We start from the raw sequence: 17,054 nt of genomic DNA, 5'->3' as shown, positions 1-17,054 counted from the left end.
AAGAGTATGAAAGCAAGTATAATCACTATAGGAGATGAGATTCTCATCGGCCAGATTGTAGATACTAATTCTACGTATTTAGCTAAAGAACTTGATTTATTAGGGTTTGAAGTGACGGAAATTATAACTATTTCTGATAAAAGAGAATCAATAGAGCAAGCTATGTCTTCTCAAATGGGACAGGTAGACTTAGTTTTAATGACAGGAGGATTAGGACCAACTAAGGACGATGTGACTAAAAAAGTGTTTTGTGACTTTTTTGAGGATCATTTAATTGTGGATGAGAAAGTTTTAGCTCATGTTACGATACTTATAGAAGATTATTATAAAAGGCCTATTTCAGAGGTTAATAAGCAACAAGCTTTAGTACCTTCTACTTCTACTGTTTTATTTAATGCAGTAGGTACGGCTCCAGGTATGTTAATGCAAAAAGATAATACGGCTTTTGTTTCTTTTCCAGGAGTTCCTTTTGAGATGAAAACAATATTTAGTGAGCAACTAGTTCCCTATATTAAGGATCACTTTAAAGGGATATTTAATATCCATAAAACGATAATTACATATGGTATTGGAGAAAGTTTGTTAGCAGAATATCTTGAAGATTGGGAGAATAACTTACCGTCAGATATAAAGTTAGCTTATTTGCCGAGCCCTGGAAAAGTTAGATTACGTCTGTCGAGTAGAGGTGCTAATCAAGATTTTTTGTTTCAAAGTATTGAAATGCAGATTGATAGGATGCCTGAGTCTGTGAAGGCGTATATTAGAGCTTATGAGGATATTGACTTTCCTGAAATTATCACAAAAGAGTTGCAAATTAGAAATAAAACTATTTCTTTTGCAGAAAGTTGTACAGGTGGACAGTTAGCTGTTATGTTTAATGCTAAACCTGGCTCTTCTGCTTACTTTAAAGGAGGAATGGTATGTTATGCGACCGAGAGTAAAGTGAATATACTAGGAGTTAATCAAGATACAATAAATAAATATACGGTAGTAAGTGAAGAAGTGGCTATGGAAATGGCTGAGCAAGCACGATTAAAATTTAATAGTGACTATGCAATCGCTACTACTGGAAATGCTGGACCATCTAAGGGAGATTCTGATGTTGAGGTAGGAACTGTATGTGTGGGAATCGCGACGCCGACAAGAGTGTTTGCAAAAAAATACGAATTAGGCCAACCGAGAGAAAAGGTTATAAATAGCACTATAGCAAAGGGTTTAGAATTGATATATAATGAAATATTAAAAAAATAACCTAAAAGAATTTGTAAGATAATTTTCTTTTTCGTTACTTTGCACCCTGATTTTGAATATTGAAATAAAAGATAAGAAATAATGTCAAGAGTTTGTGAAATTACTGGTAAAAGAGCAATGGTTGGAAACAACGTTTCTCACGCGATGAATAAAACTAAGAGAAAGTTTTCTGTGAACTTAGTTAAAAAACGTTTCTACATTGCTGAAGAAGACAGATGGGTAACATTGAAATTATCAACGTCTGCATTAAAAACAATTAACAAAAAAGGTATTACTGCTGTATTGAAAGATGCAAAAGCAAAAGGATTAGTAAAATAATTCATACCATTAAAAAATAGAATACGATGGCAAAGAAAGGGAACAGAATTCAAGTAATCTTAGAATGTACTGAACACAAAGCATCTGGTTTACCAGGAACTTCAAGATACATCACGACTAAGAATAAGAAAAACACACCTGATAGATTAGAGATTAAAAAATTTAATCCTATCATGAAGAAAGTAACAGTTCACAAAGAAATTAAATAATTATTAGTCATGGCAAAGAAAACCGTAGCGACTTTAAGAACATCTTCTAAAAAGTTGACGAAAGCAATTAAAATGGTTAAATCTCCTAAAACTGGAGCTTACACATTCGTTGAAGCTGTTATGGCTCCTGACTTTGTGGATGATTTCTTAAACAAGAAGTAATTTTACCATTATAAAGATCTTGAAAAGCTGTCTATTATAGACAGCTTTTTTTGTATATATTTACAATACCGAAGTTTTATTAAAAGCACCTTTTATGGATGCTTTTTTTATTTATAATAAAAAGAGTAAAAGTTGTTTATTTATTTATCCTGTAATTTGGGTAAATTGATTCACTTTTTATTCTTTATATTTGCAGTAGTTAATAAAAGTAATATGAGTTTTTTTAAGAAGTTATTTTCTTCAGAAAAGAAGGAAACTTTAGATAAAGGTTTAGAAAAGTCTAAATCTTCTTTTTTCTCCAAACTGACTAAAGCAGTTGCTGGTAAGTCAAAAGTAGATGATGATGTACTTGATAATCTAGAAGAAATACTTGTGTCATCTGATGTAGGTGTTAATACTACATTGAAAATTATTGAGCGTATAGAGAAACGTGTTTCAAGAGATAAATATGTAGGAACAGATGAGTTAAATCAGATTCTAAGAGATGAGATAGCAGGGTTGTTATCAGAGACTCAATCTGGTGAAGCTACTGAGTTTGAAATTCCGAAAGATAAAAAACCTTATGTGTTGATGGTGGTAGGTGTAAATGGTGCTGGAAAAACAACAACGATAGGTAAATTAGCTTATCAATTTAAAAAAGCAGGATTAAATGTTGTGTTAGGAGCAGCTGATACATTTAGAGCAGCAGCTATTGACCAGTTACAAGTTTGGGCAGATAGAGTAGGAGTGCCTATTGTAAGACAACAAATGGGAAGTGATCCAGCTTCTGTTGCTTTTGATACTTTGCAATCAGCAGTAACTCAGAATGCAGATGTTGTGATTATTGATACAGCAGGTCGTTTGCATAATAAAGTGAATTTGATGAATGAGCTTACTAAAGTTAAACGTGTTATGCAGAAAGTTATCCCAGATGCTCCTCATGATGTAATGTTGGTGTTAGATGGTTCTACAGGACAAAATGCCTTTGAACAAGCTAAGCAATTCACAGCTGCAACAGAAGTAAACTGTTTGGCTGTAACTAAATTAGACGGAACTGCTAAAGGTGGGGTTGTTATAGGTATATCTGATCAATTCCAAATACCAGTTAAATATATTGGTGTAGGAGAGGGTATAGAAGATCTACAGGTATTTAATAAATATGAGTTCGTTGATTCTTTTTTTAAATAGAAGTAATAGTTATGTATAGATTATATAAAGTGCTTTTCATTAGTGTACTCTTTTTAATGGCAAGTTGTGGAAAAGAATTTACATCTGAAGATTTAAAAGAAATTAATGGTTATTGGGAAATAGAGAAAGCAAAATTGCCAGATGGCGAAGAGAAAGATTACACCATTAACTCTTCTATTGATTTCTTCGAAATCAATGATAAAGGAGTTGGTTTTCGCCAGAAAGTAATGCCACAGGTAAATGGTGAATATTTAACTAATGAGGTGCAAGAAAATCTTACTATAGTTAAGGAGTCTGGAAAAACTTGGTTAATGTATAAGACTGAGTTCTCTGAGTGGAAGGAAGAATTGATAAAATTAGATGAAGATGAATTCGTTGTAAAAAATGAAAATGATATCATCTATTATTATAAAAAGGCAGTACCTTTTACCTTAAAATAGTATAAGCATTGAAAAAGTATGATGTAAATAAACGATTAAGAGAAGAGAGCAGTATTCAGGATCTTTTAAAGATTTTTATAAAGGAGAATAACTTAGATAAAGGAATTGATAATCTTGATGTTCGCGCCGCTTGGAAGAATCTGTTAGGACCAGGAATAGCTAATTATACATTAGATATACTCTTAAAACGTGATGTACTTTATGTAGCTTTGTCTTCTCCTATTGTACGCGAGGAATTAACTTATGGAAAGAGTAAGATAATTAGAATGATAAATGAAGAGTTAGGGAGAGAGGTAATAAAAGAAATAATTTTTAGATAAGTAATAACGTATAGTTATCTATATAAGAAGCAATATTAGTCTATTGGATTAATATTGCTTTTTTTATTTCATATATAAAGGACTTTATTGTCTTTTATATGTAGAATTGTTTTATATTTGTACTATTAAAATAAATGATATGTTTTCTAAAGCTTGTGAATACGCTATTCGTTCAGTTGTTTTTATCTCAGTATCTTCACTGAAAGGGGAGCGTGTAGGCTTTAAAGAAATAGCAAAAGAAATAGATGCTCCAGAAGCTTTTACAGCTAAGATACTTCAAAAGCTTTCTAAAAGCGGAGTGATTGAATCGGTTAAGGGAGTAGGAGGAGGATTTGAAATTCCGATAGCAAGCTTAGATAATATTAAGTTATGTGAGGTAGTGAATGTGATCGATGGTGATTCTATCTACAAGGGATGTGGATTAGGGTTGGCTCAGTGTTCTGAAACACACCCTTGTCCTGTTCACTTTAAATTTAAAGCAATCCGAGAAGGATTGAGAAATATGTTAGAAACTACTACTTTGCGAGAGTTAGCCAATGGTACCAAGTCTGGTGATACTTTTTTGAAGTTGTAATTATACGCGGGGAGTAACTTCCCTTTTTTTACAAAGCAATAAAGGATAAAAAAGTCTTCTATTTAAAAGGTATGAAAAATAAACAAAGAAAGTTATGGATAGCATTTGCGATAGTGATGTTATTCTCGTTTGGGGTACTGGGTTATTATGGTATAGAAATTTACCAAGAAGCTCCTCCTGTACCAACTGAAGTCAAGACGACTACTGGTGAAGTAATCTTATCTGATAAAGATATCAAAGACGGTCAAAATGTTTGGCAGAGTATCGGTGGTCAGGAGGTTGGATCTGTATGGGGACATGGTGCTTACGTTGCCCCTGATTGGACTGCAGACTATTTACATCGCGAAGCTTTGTATTTATTAGATTATTACGCAAAGGAAAAGTATCATAAAACTTATGCTGAAAGTTCTTTAGAAGAACAAGCTTATTTAAAAGCACACTTACAAGCTAATATCAGACCTAATACGTATGATAAAGCAACAGGGATATTAACGATAACACCTGAACGCAATATGGCAAGGCTGTATTTACAGGAGTATTATAGCAAGTTATTTACTGATGACCCTGAATTTGCACAATTGCGCAAAGACTATGCTATTCCCAATAATTCAATTACTGACCCAGTGAGATTACAGCAAATGAATGCTTTCTTCTTTTGGGCAACATGGGCTACGGTAACGAATAGACCTGATAGCGATATCAGTTACACGCACAACTGGCCTGCAGAGGACTTGGTTGGAAATGTTGCTACTACACCTCTGTTAGCCTGGTCAGGTGTGAGTATTATCTTATTGATTTTTGCTGTTGGGGTATTGGTGTATTATCACGTAGCCTCTAAACAGGAAGAAGAAGAAATGGTACCAGTCAAAGACCCAGTATCAAATGGAACAGTGACTAAAAGTATGACAATTCTGAAGAAGTATTTCTGGGTTGTTTGCTTATTGATGTTGTTACAGGTGGGATTAGGTATTATTACGGCTCACTATGGTGTAGAAGGGCAAGGGTTATACGGTATTCCATTAGATAAGATTTTACCTTATTCTGTTACTCGTACATGGCATACTCAATTAGCTATTTTTTGGATTGCAACTGCTTGGTTAGGAACAGGACTTTATATTTCTCCGGCTGTCGGTGGAAAAGATCCAAAGTTTCAGGTATTCGGAGTAAACTTCCTATTTGTTGCTTTGCTAATTATTGTATTGGGATCAATGATAGGACAGTGGTTTGGGATTATGCAAAAGCTCGACTTGGTACAAAACTTTTGGTTTGGACATCAAGGATATGAGTACGTAGACTTAGGTCGCTTTTGGCAAATATTCTTATTCGTGGGATTATTTGTTTGGTTAGCTTTAATGATAAGACCTCTTATCCCCGTATTGAAAGAAAAGGGCAGTCAACACCGCAATTTGATAATCTTATTCTTAATTTCTTGTGGAGCCATTGCCTTATTTTATGGTGCTGGATTAATGTGGGGAAGACAAACAAACTTAGCCATTGCAGAATATTGGAGATGGTGGGTAGTGCATTTATGGGTTGAAGGTTTCTTTGAAGTATTTGCAACTGTAGTATTGGCGTTTTTATTTGTTCGAATGGGATTGATTAAAACGAAAACAGCGACTAATGGAGCCTTATTCTCAACCATTGTATTTATGTCAGGTGGTATTATCGGTACTTTCCATCACTTGTATTTTTCTGGTACGCCTACGGCAGTAATGGCTTTAGGAGCAACATTTAGTGCATTAGAAGTTGTGCCATTAACTTTAATAGGGTACGAGGCTTATGAGAACTATAAAATATCTACACATAAAGGTTGGTTACAAGACTATAAATGGCCGATATACTTTATGGTTGCTGTCGCTTTTTGGAACTTCTTAGGAGCTGGTGTATTTGGTTTTATTATTAATCCACCCATAGCACTGTATTATGTACAAGGGTTAAATACAACCCCTCTTCACGGTCATACTGCTTTGTTTGGTGTGTATGGAATGTTGGGGATTGGACTAATGCTTTTCGTATTAAGAAGTATCTACAGGAATGTACAATGGAATGAGAAGTTATTAAAAATAGGCTTTTGGGGATTGAACTTAGGTTTGCTACTAATGGCACTTTTAAGTTTGTTGCCAATCGGTATATGGCAAGCTATTGAAAGTATTCAACATGGTATGTGGTACGCTCGCTCAAGTGAGTTAATGCAATTACCGGCAATGAATACGCTGAAATGGCTACGTACAATAGGGGATGTAATCTTTACAGTCGGAATATTTGCAATCGTATTATTTGTATTCAAATTAACATTAAAAAAAGACAATCATGAAAAATAGAACAGTGGGCTCATTTGTAGCAGAAGATTTTAGAACAGCAGCAGTATTTAATAAATATGGAATTGATTTCTGCTGTAAAGGAGGACGTACTATTGATGAAGTATGTGAGAGAAAATCAGTAGATCAAGAGGAACTTATTAACGAGTTAGAAAAGTTGTTAATGCATCAAGCTGAAAACAATATTGACTTTAGACACTGGCCTTTGGATTTGTTAGCTGATTATATTGAGAAGACTCACCATCGCTATGTGGAGGAGAAGATACCAGTATTGTTACAGTTCTTGAATAAGCTTAGTCGCGTACATGGAGATAGACATCCTGAATTAATAGAAATTAATGAACTGTTTATCGGATGTGCTGGTGAATTAAGTCAACACTTGAAGAAAGAAGAATTAGTACTTTTCCCATTTATTCGCAAAATGGTATCTGCTACTATTTCTGGACAACCTTTAGAAACACCTCATTTTGGTACAGTACAAAATCCAGTTGCCATGATGATGCATGAACATGATGGGGAAGGTGAGCGTTTCCGAAAAATAGCAGAGTTGTCTAATAATTATACACCACCAGCAGATGGATGTAATACATATAAGGTTACTTACGCTATGCTAAAAGAGTTCGAAGATGACCTACATAAACACATTCACTTAGAAAATAATATTTTGTTTCCAAGTGCAATAGTATTAGAACAAAAATTCGAGTAATCTTTTTCAAATTTCATAGAAGTGCCTTACCTTTAAGTTTAAGGCACTTCTTGTATAACAGTTTATGAAACCAGTCTATTACATCATTCCTTTGGTCAACTTTCTTGCAGCAGCCCTATTAGGACTTTTGTTGAGAAGTATTTTCGTTTATCCGATAGAAGGAGTGACGTTTTTATATGTTTTACATACGCACTCTCATATTGCTTTATTAGGTTGGTTGTATTTACTGGTTTACGTATTGTTTGTGCAACAGTTTGGATTAAAAAACGATAAGGAAAATACATTTTACACGCGACTATTTTGGGTAACCCAATTGGCTGTGCTTGGAATGGGGGTGACTTTTCCCTTTATGGGATATGCCGCTGCTTCTATTAGCTTTTCTACATTGCACATTATCTGTTCTTATGTATTTGTCGTGCATCTGTGGAAGAACAACACTGTCTCAGGAACGCAGCAAGGTGTTTTATTAAAAACGTCCTTGTTCTTTATGGCATCTTCTACTTTAGGTGTTTGGTGTTTGGGACCAGCAGTTGGCATGATGGGTAAAGCAAGTGCTTTTTATCAAATTTGCATACAGTTCTTTTTGCACTTCCAGTTTGACGGTTGGTTCTTAACTGCTTTTTTGACGTTGTTGTTTGCTATTGTATTTAAAGGATACTCTTTATCTAAGTTTAAGCCTTTTTATTACACTTGGATAGTATCTGTAATACTCACTTATGCTCTACCCGTGAGTTGGTATGTAGAATTACCTATACTTCATTACTTAAATACAGTAGGCGTTTTATTGCAATTTTATTCTGTGGGGTATTTATTAAATCCCGTTTATAAGATGTTTAAGCAACGAGATAATAACGAAGCTAACTTTGCGTGGCTTTTATTAATATTAGCAGGAATATGCTTTACAATGCGTATAGGGACACAGTTGTTAGTAATATCAGAATCTATAGCCAACGAATTGCAAGCATTGCGCAGTTGGATTGTGGGGTTTATCCATTTGAATATGTTAGGAGTCTTGAGTGGGTTTGGCTTATGGTTGATGATACAACAGAAAAAAATGTATGTTAATATTTTTACTAAAATAGGGATACTCAGCTTACTATTTGGGTTTGTCCTTACTGAATTTCTATTGTTTGTTCAGGGCTTACAAGGTTTTATGCATATTGTTTGGATAGAGAATACTCCTTTATCCTTGTTTTGGGCTTCAGTACTTTTGCCTATTAGTGTCTTGAGCTTTCTTATATCATATTTAAAAAAATAGCATGTTATGAATGAATTACACCTTTTATTAATACTTCACTTATTAGGCGCGACTATTTGGGTAGGAGGGCATATTTTATTAAGTGTTGTGATACTACCTCAAGTTTGGAAAGAGAAGTCAGTTGCGAAGTTGTTTAACTTTGAGAGTAGATATGAGTGGTTTGGTACGCCTGCGTTATTTGTAATGTTGTTGACAGGTGTACGCATGGCCTATATCTACAATGTAAAGTTGGCAAACTGGTTTACTTTTGAAACACCCATAGAACGTGTAGTATCACTAAAATTAGCTTGCCTGATCACGATTGCTTTATTTGCATTAAGTGCTCAGTTTTATGTATTACCACGCCTAAAGACTGATATTCAAAAGTTGCCTTTAATGACTTTTCACATCTTGTCTGTGACGACCATTAGCATTGTGATGTTGATACTTGGTAGTTTTGTCAGATATGGCGGTATATAACGTTATATTTCCCTCAAGGCTATTTTAATCTTCTTGTTTTACAGCACTTAAAGCACGGTGTTTTGCTCCCCAATCTTCTAATGCTGGCCAAATAGGCAAAAGGTCTTTAGCTATATTCGTTAAGGAGTACTCTACTCGTGGAGGGACTTCCGCATATACTTGTCTTGTAACTAAGTTGTCGGCTTCTAACTCCTTTAATTGTAGCGAAAACATGCGATCAGTAATCCCAACAGTTTTCTCTTTTAGTTCGTTAAAGCGCAGTGTGCCATATTCCTCAAGGTAAAATAAGATCATCATCTTCCATCTTCCACCTATTTTGCAGATTGTATAGATTGCATCACAATTAGTTGTGATGTACTCCCTATTGATATTATTGGTTGAATTTTCTTTTCTTTTTGCCATTACTTACAAAATTGTTAGTTACTCACAAAAATCGCTTGTATAGTTTACTCTAAACTCGCTCTTTACTTTTGCCTTAGTATTTACAGAATACAATGAGATGTATAACTGCTTTTGATTAAGCAAAAGTATGGATTAAATTTTTATGAAGAAATATGCCTACGTAGGAGCCTTAGGACTGCTGAGTATTATTACAACAGAGTTTGGTGTTATTGGAGTACTGCCACAGATAGCTTCACATTATAGAATTTCAATAGATCAAGCAAGTTGGCTTTTAAGTGGATTTGCTTTAGTGATTGCCTTCTTAGATCCTTTGATGACTGTTTTAACGGTTCGAATGGACAAAAAGAAAGTAATGCTATTAGTCTTAGCTTTATTTGTAATTTCAAGTTTTATCTCAGTGAGTTTACCTCCTTTTTGGTTGTTGTTTACTCTGAGGCTTATCTCTGCTTTACTACAGCCAGTCTATATTGCCAATGCGCTTTCTATAGCGGTTCGCTTTTCACCAAAAGATAAGCACAGTCAGATGATGAGTATTGTATTTAGCGGTATTACTATTGCGTCTTTTACTACTATTCCCTTGGCTACATACTTGACAAATGGCTATGGGTTAGAAGCCATTTTTTTAATTCAAGGAATTGTGAGTAGTATTGCCTTTATGGCTATTTATATCTTTTTACCTTGTGTTCCAGGTGACACAAAAGTGTTTAACACTAAAGAACTAGTAGTTTTTAGAGATCTCTCTTTTATAAGAAGTGCATTAGTTAATTTATTTATTTTAGCGATGTGGTTTAGCGTTTACAGCTATTTTGCAGACTATTTGAGTAAAGAGAAGAATATGTCTGGTCTGATGGTTGGGAATATGGTGCTTTTATTTGGATTGATAGGTGTTGTAGCCATGTACATAGGAGGGAAGGTATTGTCTAAAGGTGTGGTTTACAGCAATGTGTTTTACATTATGGGAGCAGCTCTAATAGCTTTACTTCTTTATATTTCGGGAAGTGAATCTATCTTGACGGTTTTAGTTGTATCCATGTGGAGCCTATTTTATACTCCTGTATATTTGAATGCAACAGCATTCTTACAGAAGACAACCAAGCTGCCTTTTGAATTAGGCAGTAGTCTTTCTACTTCTTTTGGTAACTTGGGAATTGCTGTTGGAACTTTTGTTGGAGGAAAGGTAATAGCTTATTATGGCTTACAATTTTTGCCCTTAGCGATGTTGATTTTTGCCTTGCTAAGCTTGGTGTTGATTTATTTTGTTGTCAAGTTTAACAAGGTGGATTAAAACAAAAATACTGCTCAACTTCAGTACAGAAGCAGAGCAGTATATTATCAAACTAATAACTAACTTTCTTATTTAATTAAAGCGAGTTGTTGCTCTATTTCTTTTACAGTAGGAGCATAGTCTATACCAAGTCCCTCTTGTTGATAATCTAATTCTCCTTTGGTATTAAATACACTAATGATATTAGAGTGAGAGAAGTCTATTGGAGAGATCTTTTTATAATTCACAGCTAGAGTAGCAGCAAACTCTCTTGTGTCTTCTTCAGTAGAACGCAAGAATATCCATTGTGGACCATCCATTAAGTTCTCTTTAGCAAATGCTTTTAGACGTTCAGGAGTATCTACTTGTGGATCAATGCTGACTAACACATATTTTACCTTATCTGCGTTTTTACCTTTTACTCTTTCCTCGATATTACGCATATCAGCTACTAATCGAGGACATGCAGCTTTACAAGAGGTATAAATCATCACCATGACTAGTACATTACCCTGTAAGTCTTTTAGCTCAATGTCTTTGCCGTCTTGTGTAGTCCAGGTAGAAGGTAGATTGTAAATAGACAAATCAGAAATCTCTTGTGACTCTGTAGTTTGTTCTGTAGCTTGAGATTGCTCTTCTGTAGCTTTAGTCTCTTTACAACTAGTTAGTAGTAAAGTAGAGCAGCTTAGTAATGCTATCAATGTCTTTTTCATAATGATGTTCTTTTTTTTAAGGGTTTTGTGCGCATCTAAAACCTAAGTTTTTTGTTGTAAAGTTAGCTCTAAGACTACCTCTAAAACCGTATCTCATAAAGGCAGCATAGTCCATCAGGTCAGAAGCATTAATAGAAGCACTTCCACAGAATAAGTTCTCGTCGTTGCCCTTGTCTTTGCGGCTTTCTCCAGACAAGAAGATTGAATTATAGTCTGCTACCCACTCCCATATTAAGCCATGCATATCATATACACCCCAGTAATTTTTAAAGGTGCTCCCTACAGGATTGACATAAGTCTTAGGAGTCTCGTACCAAGCGAGGATATACTTATTGTATTCTTCTTTTTGGCGAGCATCCATATTCTTTGCGTCTGCCATAGCTACATACTCCCATTCATCCATAGTAGGCAATCTTTTGTCTTGTAACTCACAGTATTTTTTAGCTGCAAACCAAGATACATTGGTTACAGGAGCATCAGGTTTTAAATCGCCATAGTCTAAATCACTTTTCCAATGAGATAAGTAACTTTTATTAGCGAATAACGCTTTGATTTGTGAGCGTTGGTAATTTGGGTTTTTCTTTAAGAACTCTACATACTGTTCATTGGTCACAGCGTATTGATCCATTTTGAAAGAAGCTACTTTTACATAGCCTTCTTCTGTACTACCGTAAAGTGGAACAAAAGTTCCACTTTTGATAGTGACCATCGGTGTCGCTTTCTGAGCATATATTCCTGTTAAGGATACTATGCTCAGAAGACACACAATGAAGTTTGATTTATCAAGAAAAAACATTTTATCTATTTTTTTGAACCATTTGAGGGCTCACTACAGTTTTATTATTTCCCCAACTATTGTACACATAAGTCAATACGTCAGCAATCTCTTGGTCACTTAAGTTCTGACTCGTCATGATAGAGTTATATTTTACTTTATTAACTGTAATCTCTCCTTGTAGTCCGTTTATAACTGTTTTTATAGCTCTATTCACATCTGCATTTAAGTAATCAGATTTTGCTAGAGGAGGGAATATCTTCTCTATACCTTGTCCTTCAGATTGGTGACAAGCAAAACATGTTCTAGTAAATACGCTCTTACCATCTGCTATTTGTTGCGCTAGAGTTTTGTTTTCTATTACTTCTTTTTTAGCAGGTTCTTTAGGCATATTTTGTATAGTACCTCCTTCAGGTAGGTATATTCCTTCTTTTATCTTACCTGCAAATACTTTCTGGTTTTCGTCTCCTTCTACTTTTAGCATTCCTAGTGCTCCTTTATTAAAGGCTCTGAAGATAGAGTGGTCTACTAATACAAATGTACCAGGTGTATTTACTTTAAATTCTACTATTGCAGCACCTCCTGCTGGTATAAGTGTAGTCTGTACGTTTTCGTTGATTAGATCAGCTCCTTCTACATGTACTCTATCGAAAATCTCTCCGATTACGTGGAAAGAACTCACTAAGTTTGGTCCACCATTACCTACGTATAACCTTACTGTTTCTCCTACTTTAGCAGTGATTGCATTTTCATTGACTAATCCGTTTACATGCCCATTGAATACTACATAATCAGGTTGTTCTTTTAATGCTTTATTCATGTCGAATGGTTGTAGTCCTTTCTCTCCATAGTTTCCTTTCGTATAAAAGTCCCCTTGCATCACATAGTATTCTTTGTCTACAGGAGGTAGTCCACCTTCAGGCTCTACTAAGATCAGACCATACATTCCATTAGCGATATGCATCCCTACAGGAGCAGTAGCACAGTGGTATACATATAGACCAGGATGTAGTGTTTTAAAAGAGAACGTTACCTCATGTCCTGGTGCTACTAGTGATGATGCAGCTCCACCTCCAGGACCTGTCACAGCGTGAAGGTCAATATTGTGAGGAAGTTTATTGTCAGGGTGATTTTTAAGTGTGAACTCTACTTCATCACCAACACGGGTACGGATAAAGCTACCTGGTACAGTACCACCGAAGGTCCAATACATATATTTTACCCCATCTACCATTTCGCCTTCTTGTTCTAAAATCTCTAGATTAACAATTAGTTTCGTTGCATCCCTTTTGCCTACAGGTTTAGGTACTAGGGGAGGTGCAGTTAGTTCAGCTTCAGCTTCTCCTTTGACTACTATTTGTTCAGCCATCTCTGGAGTCATCTTTGTAGGAGTTTTGTCTTTCTGTTGACAGCCTCCGATTGTTAGTAAACCTAGAGATAATAGTAGTACTCCAAGTTTAGTTTTTAGTGTTTGTACCTTTGTATTCATAACTGTGTTCTTTTGTTCATTTTTGTATATCAAAGATAAAAGACCTTATTGTCTTTTATTGTGATAAATATCAGTTTTTAAAAATTGAATGAACTTTTTTTACTCGTTATGAAATAATTATAGGATTCTAATTATTTTAGCTAAATAGCTGGTTGTTATATGGGTGTGTTGCTAATCTTGCGTGTAAAATAAAGGAATATAAATAAAAACAATATGAATTCTTTTGAGGCGACATCACAATATGTGAATATAAGAAGTCGTATTTAATACCAAATTATAGGGTATTATAGTTTGTGAAGACTAGATAGAGAAATTTTGATCTATTTGTTTCAGAATGATTTCTGCTAATAGTTTTTTAGCACGCATAATCTTGACCTTGACATTGTTTAAAGGCTCATTTAAGGCTTCGGCAATTTCGTTATAAGACATTTCTTGGAAGAAACGCATATCTATTACCTCTTGGTAGTGCGGTTTAAGTAAGTTGATATAACTTTTAAAGATCACTAGATTTTGTTCTTGTATCAGTTCATCCTCTTTGTTCATCGTATCATCTATGATATCGTGATACTGTTGATTCTCCTCGTCATTGATATCTAAGAAAGACATATTTTTGCGCTTTCTGATCATATCGATATGCACATTCTTAGCAATGCTAATCAGCCAAGTATTAAAGGCGTAAGTAGGGTCATACTTACTAATATTAGTAAACGCCTTCGAAAAAGTTTCAATAGTAATATCTTCAGCATCCACTTCATTAGCTGTTCTTTTTAGCATAAAGTTATATACTTCAGACCAATAATGGTTTAGCAAGAAGGTAAATGCTATCTGATCTCCCTTTTGAGCTGCTAGGATATTTTCTTGAACTAAGTTTTTCAAATTTTTTTACGTGTAATAAAATGTAGTATTGAGTAATACGTAGTGATAAAAATATGAATAATTTCTAAGAATGGCAGTGTCCACAACAAATCTTTATCATCAAATACTTTAAATAACTTGTAGTTATAAATGTATATAATCAAATAACGGAATACAAATAGACCTAATACAATCTCCCAGTTAAATAGAAAGCTGATCAGTGTAGTAAATAATCCGAAGAACAGAAGGTGAGATAGACTAAAGAATCTAAGCTTAAACTGATTGAAGATAGATGAAGTCCTAAGGAGTAAGTCATACTTCTTTATATTATCTGTCCATGTAGCTGTCTTGCTCTCCACTTGTAAGCATACGAAGCTGTCGCGGTCATGTGCAGTCGTTGTATTACTGCTTGTCCCTATTTGATTGATGAAGGCATATTCATCACCATAAGGAGTCTTCATATGATCGATAAAGCCGTTTACCTTAAAGAACAACTCTTTATTATATCCTTGGTTATAAGCATTTCCATGGATAGGTCTACCATAAGATACCCATGAGAATAGGTTTATTGTCTTATACGTATTTTGGAAACGGATCAATTGATTGATAAAAGACCTTTTCTTTTTTTCGATTTTAGTATGGCCCAGTATCACTTTCTTAGTAGAAGAGAATCCTTTGCTTATGGCTAGTAACCATTTATCAGATATAGGAGTAACTGCAGGTTCTGTAAAGATAAAGCGCTCATACTTAGCTACCTTCATACCTAGAGTCAAGGCATACTTCTTATTGCCCCAGAAAGCCTCTATATTTTCTACATTAACTAATCTAGTATTAGGATAAGTCAAACAGAATTTCTCTAATATTTCTAAGCTTTCGTCATCAGATGCACTATAGACTAGTATGACTTCATATTCGGGATAATCTTGTTGTATAAGAACAGAAAGGAAGTTCTCTAACTTCTCTTGTTGATCTTTTACATAAGCAATGACAGAAATAGGTTCTAGATCAGCGTATCGTTTAGTCGGTAGACTACTAGACATAGCTAGTGGTCCATAGATGATAATATACTGTAATATTTCTATAACTATAACAGCAATGAAAATGTAAAATAAAAGTGTTAGCATAGTGAATATCTATTCCCGTAAGGTCTGCAAATGTACGATTAATCTGTTAAAAGAATATAGATGCCTGTTTAAAAATAGTTTATATATTTTGAATATACTACTTTTTAGGTTATCATTATATTGTGTTTTTTTAGATAGATATATTTATCCAAAAGAAATTCTACATCAATTCACTTAAAAGTAGTATATATCTTTAAACATACAGGTATTTTAAACAAGCTAAATATATTTTTTAAAAGATATTAACTTCTGCATGAATAGAAATACCAAATAGATTAAAAACTTCTCGTTGAACAGTTTCTGCTAATTTCTTGATTTGCTCACCTTCTGCTTTTCCATAATTGACTAGCACTAGAGCTTGTTTCTCATGTACACCAGCATCACCTAGTCTGTATCCCTTAAAGCCACTAGTCTCTATCAGCCACCCTGCAGGTATTTTTACCTCTTGTTCATTGATGGTATAGTGAGGCATGCTAGGATATACTCTATACAGTCTCTCAAAGGTGTCTCTGTCTACGATAGGATTTTTAAAGAAGCTACCACTATTGCCGATTTCTTTAGGATCAGGCAACTTACTCTGTCTGATAGAGATCACAGCATTACTAATATCTCTGATAGTAGGAGAGGTAATATTATCAGCGTCTAATTGACTTTTTATAGCGCCGTATTCCACCTTTAGATTGTGATTTTGTTTAGTTAATTTATATGTTGCAGATAGAATGATATATTGATTCTTTAGTGCATTTTTAAACACACTTTCTCTATAGTCAAACTCACATTCAGCATTCTTGAAATCTCTTATTTCTAATGTCTCCATGTTAAGAGCCTTGCAGCTGTATAGCACATCTTTAATCTCTACTCCATAAGCGCCAATGTTCTGGATAGGTGTAGTGCCTACATTACCTGGTATAAGAGATAAGTTCTCTATGCCTCCATAGTTGTGCTCGATACACCATAAGACGAACTCATGCCAATTCTCTCCAGCTTCAGCCTCTACATATACATAGTCGTCATCTTCATTGATGATATTGATTCCTTTTAGATCTAGCTTGATGACGATCTTATTGATGTCTTGTGTTAGTAGCATATTACTACCTCCTCCTAAGATGAACAGTTTGTCACTTTTATTAGCTTTGACTATTTCTTTTAGATCATTTATCTGTTTTATTTCAATAAAATATTTAGCCTTTACATCTAATCCAAACGTATTATATGGTTTTAGCGATACATTCTCGTGAATATTCATTGTC

General features: G+C 34.5%; 20 protein-coding genes. 13 read left to right on the top strand and 7 right to left on the bottom strand.

The window, feature by feature from the left end:
• Positions 1-6 precede the first annotated feature (6 nt).
• The 12 genes from HX049_RS10065 (at position 7) to HX049_RS10010 (ending at position 9,182) form a co-directional block, all read left to right on the top strand.
• Positions 7-1,251 carry a CinA family nicotinamide mononucleotide deamidase-related protein gene (locus HX049_RS10065; protein ID WP_286415677.1) on the top strand — a complete coding sequence of 415 codons (1,245 nt, stop codon included), beginning with the start codon at positions 7-9 and terminating at the stop codon, positions 1,249-1,251.
• A gap of 81 nt (positions 1,252-1,332) precedes the next feature.
• Positions 1,333-1,569, top strand: coding sequence for a 50S ribosomal protein L28 (gene rpmB, locus HX049_RS10060; RefSeq protein WP_006260304.1), 237 nt, complete (start codon positions 1,333-1,335; stop codon positions 1,567-1,569).
• A 26-nt stretch (positions 1,570-1,595) separates the two neighbouring features.
• Complete coding sequence (gene rpmG / locus HX049_RS10055; RefSeq protein WP_006260303.1) at positions 1,596-1,778, top strand: 50S ribosomal protein L33; 183 nt, start codon at positions 1,596-1,598, stop codon at positions 1,776-1,778.
• Between the two features lie 9 nt (positions 1,779-1,787).
• Positions 1,788-1,940: a DUF4295 domain-containing protein gene (locus HX049_RS10050; RefSeq protein WP_006260302.1), complete on the top strand. Its 153-nt coding sequence runs from the start codon at positions 1,788-1,790 to the stop codon at positions 1,938-1,940.
• Between the two features lie 213 nt (positions 1,941-2,153).
• Positions 2,154-3,107 (top strand): signal recognition particle-docking protein FtsY, encoded by a 954-nt coding sequence (gene ftsY, locus HX049_RS10045; protein ID WP_286415676.1) that lies wholly within the window; start codon positions 2,154-2,156, stop codon positions 3,105-3,107.
• An 11-nt stretch (positions 3,108-3,118) separates the two neighbouring features.
• Positions 3,119-3,547 carry a hypothetical protein gene (locus HX049_RS10040; RefSeq protein WP_286415675.1) on the top strand — a complete coding sequence of 143 codons (429 nt, stop codon included), beginning with the start codon at positions 3,119-3,121 and terminating at the stop codon, positions 3,545-3,547.
• A gap of 8 nt (positions 3,548-3,555) precedes the next feature.
• On the top strand, positions 3,556-3,867 hold the full coding sequence (locus HX049_RS10035) for a DUF721 domain-containing protein (protein ID WP_006260299.1): 312 nt from the start codon (positions 3,556-3,558) through the stop codon (positions 3,865-3,867).
• 139 nt (positions 3,868-4,006) lie between these two features.
• Entirely contained in the window at positions 4,007-4,441 is a 435-nt protein-coding gene (locus tag HX049_RS10030; protein WP_006262011.1) for an RrF2 family transcriptional regulator, read from the top strand.
• A 71-nt stretch (positions 4,442-4,512) separates the two neighbouring features.
• A complete protein-coding gene (locus HX049_RS10025) occupies positions 4,513-6,762 on the top strand; it encodes a nitric-oxide reductase large subunit (protein WP_286415674.1) in 2,250 nt (749 codons plus the stop codon).
• Positions 6,752-7,465 carry an iron-sulfur cluster repair di-iron protein gene (gene ric, locus HX049_RS10020; RefSeq protein ID WP_286415673.1) on the top strand — a complete coding sequence of 238 codons (714 nt, stop codon included), beginning with the start codon at positions 6,752-6,754 and terminating at the stop codon, positions 7,463-7,465. The genes HX049_RS10025 and ric overlap by 11 nt, the downstream gene beginning before the upstream one ends.
• 64 nt (positions 7,466-7,529) lie before the next feature.
• The gene (locus tag HX049_RS10015) at positions 7,530-8,723 is read left to right on the top strand and encodes a hypothetical protein (protein WP_286415672.1); all 1,194 of its coding nucleotides are present in this window, start codon (positions 7,530-7,532) and stop codon (positions 8,721-8,723) included.
• 6 nt (positions 8,724-8,729) lie between these two features.
• Positions 8,730-9,182 (top strand): CopD family protein, encoded by a 453-nt coding sequence (locus HX049_RS10010; RefSeq protein ID WP_286415671.1) that lies wholly within the window; start codon positions 8,730-8,732, stop codon positions 9,180-9,182.
• 24 nt (positions 9,183-9,206) lie between these two features.
• Here the strand turns inward: HX049_RS10010 and HX049_RS10005 are convergent, their stop codons facing one another.
• Positions 9,207-9,584 (bottom strand): winged helix-turn-helix transcriptional regulator, encoded by a 378-nt coding sequence (locus HX049_RS10005; protein WP_286415670.1) that lies wholly within the window; start codon positions 9,582-9,584, stop codon positions 9,207-9,209.
• Between the two features lie 142 nt (positions 9,585-9,726).
• On the opposite strand from HX049_RS10005, the gene HX049_RS10000 reads away from it, so the two are divergent.
• Positions 9,727-10,869, top strand: a complete 1,143-nt coding sequence (locus tag HX049_RS10000) for an MFS transporter (RefSeq protein ID WP_286415669.1) — start codon at positions 9,727-9,729, stop codon at positions 10,867-10,869.
• Between the two features lie 68 nt (positions 10,870-10,937).
• Here HX049_RS10000 and HX049_RS09995 read toward each other — a convergent pair whose 3' ends face one another.
• The 6 genes from HX049_RS09995 to murB form a co-directional block, all read right to left on the bottom strand.
• A complete protein-coding gene (locus tag HX049_RS09995; protein WP_286415668.1) occupies positions 10,938-11,561 on the bottom strand; it encodes an SCO family protein in 624 nt (207 codons plus the stop codon).
• Between the two features lie 16 nt (positions 11,562-11,577).
• Positions 11,578-12,357 carry a formylglycine-generating enzyme family protein gene (locus HX049_RS09990; protein ID WP_286415666.1) on the bottom strand — a complete coding sequence of 260 codons (780 nt, stop codon included), beginning with the start codon at positions 12,355-12,357 and terminating at the stop codon, positions 11,578-11,580.
• 1 nt (position 12,358) lies between these two features.
• Positions 12,359-13,858: a copper-containing nitrite reductase gene (nirK, locus tag HX049_RS09985; RefSeq protein WP_006260290.1), complete on the bottom strand. Its 1,500-nt coding sequence runs from the start codon at positions 13,856-13,858 to the stop codon at positions 12,359-12,361.
• A gap of 267 nt (positions 13,859-14,125) precedes the next feature.
• Positions 14,126-14,701: an RNA polymerase sigma factor gene (locus HX049_RS09980; protein WP_006262003.1), complete on the bottom strand. Its 576-nt coding sequence runs from the start codon at positions 14,699-14,701 to the stop codon at positions 14,126-14,128.
• Positions 14,698-15,804: a glycosyltransferase family 2 protein gene (locus HX049_RS09975; RefSeq protein ID WP_286415665.1), complete on the bottom strand. Its 1,107-nt coding sequence runs from the start codon at positions 15,802-15,804 to the stop codon at positions 14,698-14,700. The genes HX049_RS09980 and HX049_RS09975 overlap by 4 nt, the downstream gene beginning before the upstream one ends.
• Positions 15,805-16,036: 232 nt before the next feature.
• A complete protein-coding gene (gene murB, locus HX049_RS09970; RefSeq protein WP_286415664.1) occupies positions 16,037-17,050 on the bottom strand; it encodes a UDP-N-acetylmuramate dehydrogenase in 1,014 nt (337 codons plus the stop codon).
• Between the last annotated feature and the right edge of the window lie 4 nt (positions 17,051-17,054).

The organism is Myroides odoratimimus (assembly GCF_030326305.1).
Taxonomy (GTDB): Bacteria; Bacteroidota; Bacteroidia; order Flavobacteriales; family Flavobacteriaceae; genus Flavobacterium; species Flavobacterium odoratimimum_A.
This window is presented reverse-complemented; position numbering and strand designations above follow the sequence as displayed.

Coding starts and splice junctions, on each gene's coding strand:
- HX049_RS09995 (WP_286415668.1), bottom strand. CDS start 11,561: ATGAAAAAGACATTGATAGCATTACTAAGCTGCTCTACTTTACTACTA.
- rpmB (WP_006260304.1), top strand. CDS start 1,333: ATGTCAAGAGTTTGTGAAATTACTGGTAAAAGAGCAATGGTTGGAAAC.
- HX049_RS10050 (WP_006260302.1), top strand. CDS start 1,788: ATGGCAAAGAAAACCGTAGCGACTTTAAGAACATCTTCTAAAAAGTTG.
- ric (WP_286415673.1), top strand. CDS start 6,752: ATGAAAAATAGAACAGTGGGCTCATTTGTAGCAGAAGATTTTAGAACA.
- ftsY (WP_286415676.1), top strand. CDS start 2,154: ATGAGTTTTTTTAAGAAGTTATTTTCTTCAGAAAAGAAGGAAACTTTA.
- HX049_RS09990 (WP_286415666.1), bottom strand. CDS start 12,357: ATGTTTTTTCTTGATAAATCAAACTTCATTGTGTGTCTTCTGAGCATA.
- HX049_RS10025 (WP_286415674.1), top strand. CDS start 4,513: ATGAAAAATAAACAAAGAAAGTTATGGATAGCATTTGCGATAGTGATG.
- HX049_RS09975 (WP_286415665.1), bottom strand. CDS start 15,804: ATGCTAACACTTTTATTTTACATTTTCATTGCTGTTATAGTTATAGAA.
- HX049_RS10065 (WP_286415677.1), top strand. CDS start 7: ATGAAAGCAAGTATAATCACTATAGGAGATGAGATTCTCATCGGCCAG.
- HX049_RS10040 (WP_286415675.1), top strand. CDS start 3,119: ATGTATAGATTATATAAAGTGCTTTTCATTAGTGTACTCTTTTTAATG.
- HX049_RS10000 (WP_286415669.1), top strand. CDS start 9,727: ATGAAGAAATATGCCTACGTAGGAGCCTTAGGACTGCTGAGTATTATT.
- HX049_RS10030 (WP_006262011.1), top strand. CDS start 4,007: ATGTTTTCTAAAGCTTGTGAATACGCTATTCGTTCAGTTGTTTTTATC.
- rpmG (WP_006260303.1), top strand. CDS start 1,596: ATGGCAAAGAAAGGGAACAGAATTCAAGTAATCTTAGAATGTACTGAA.
- murB (WP_286415664.1), bottom strand. CDS start 17,050: ATGAATATTCACGAGAATGTATCGCTAAAACCATATAATACGTTTGGA.
- HX049_RS10005 (WP_286415670.1), bottom strand. CDS start 9,584: ATGGCAAAAAGAAAAGAAAATTCAACCAATAATATCAATAGGGAGTAC.
- HX049_RS10015 (WP_286415672.1), top strand. CDS start 7,530: ATGAAACCAGTCTATTACATCATTCCTTTGGTCAACTTTCTTGCAGCA.
- HX049_RS10010 (WP_286415671.1), top strand. CDS start 8,730: ATGAATGAATTACACCTTTTATTAATACTTCACTTATTAGGCGCGACT.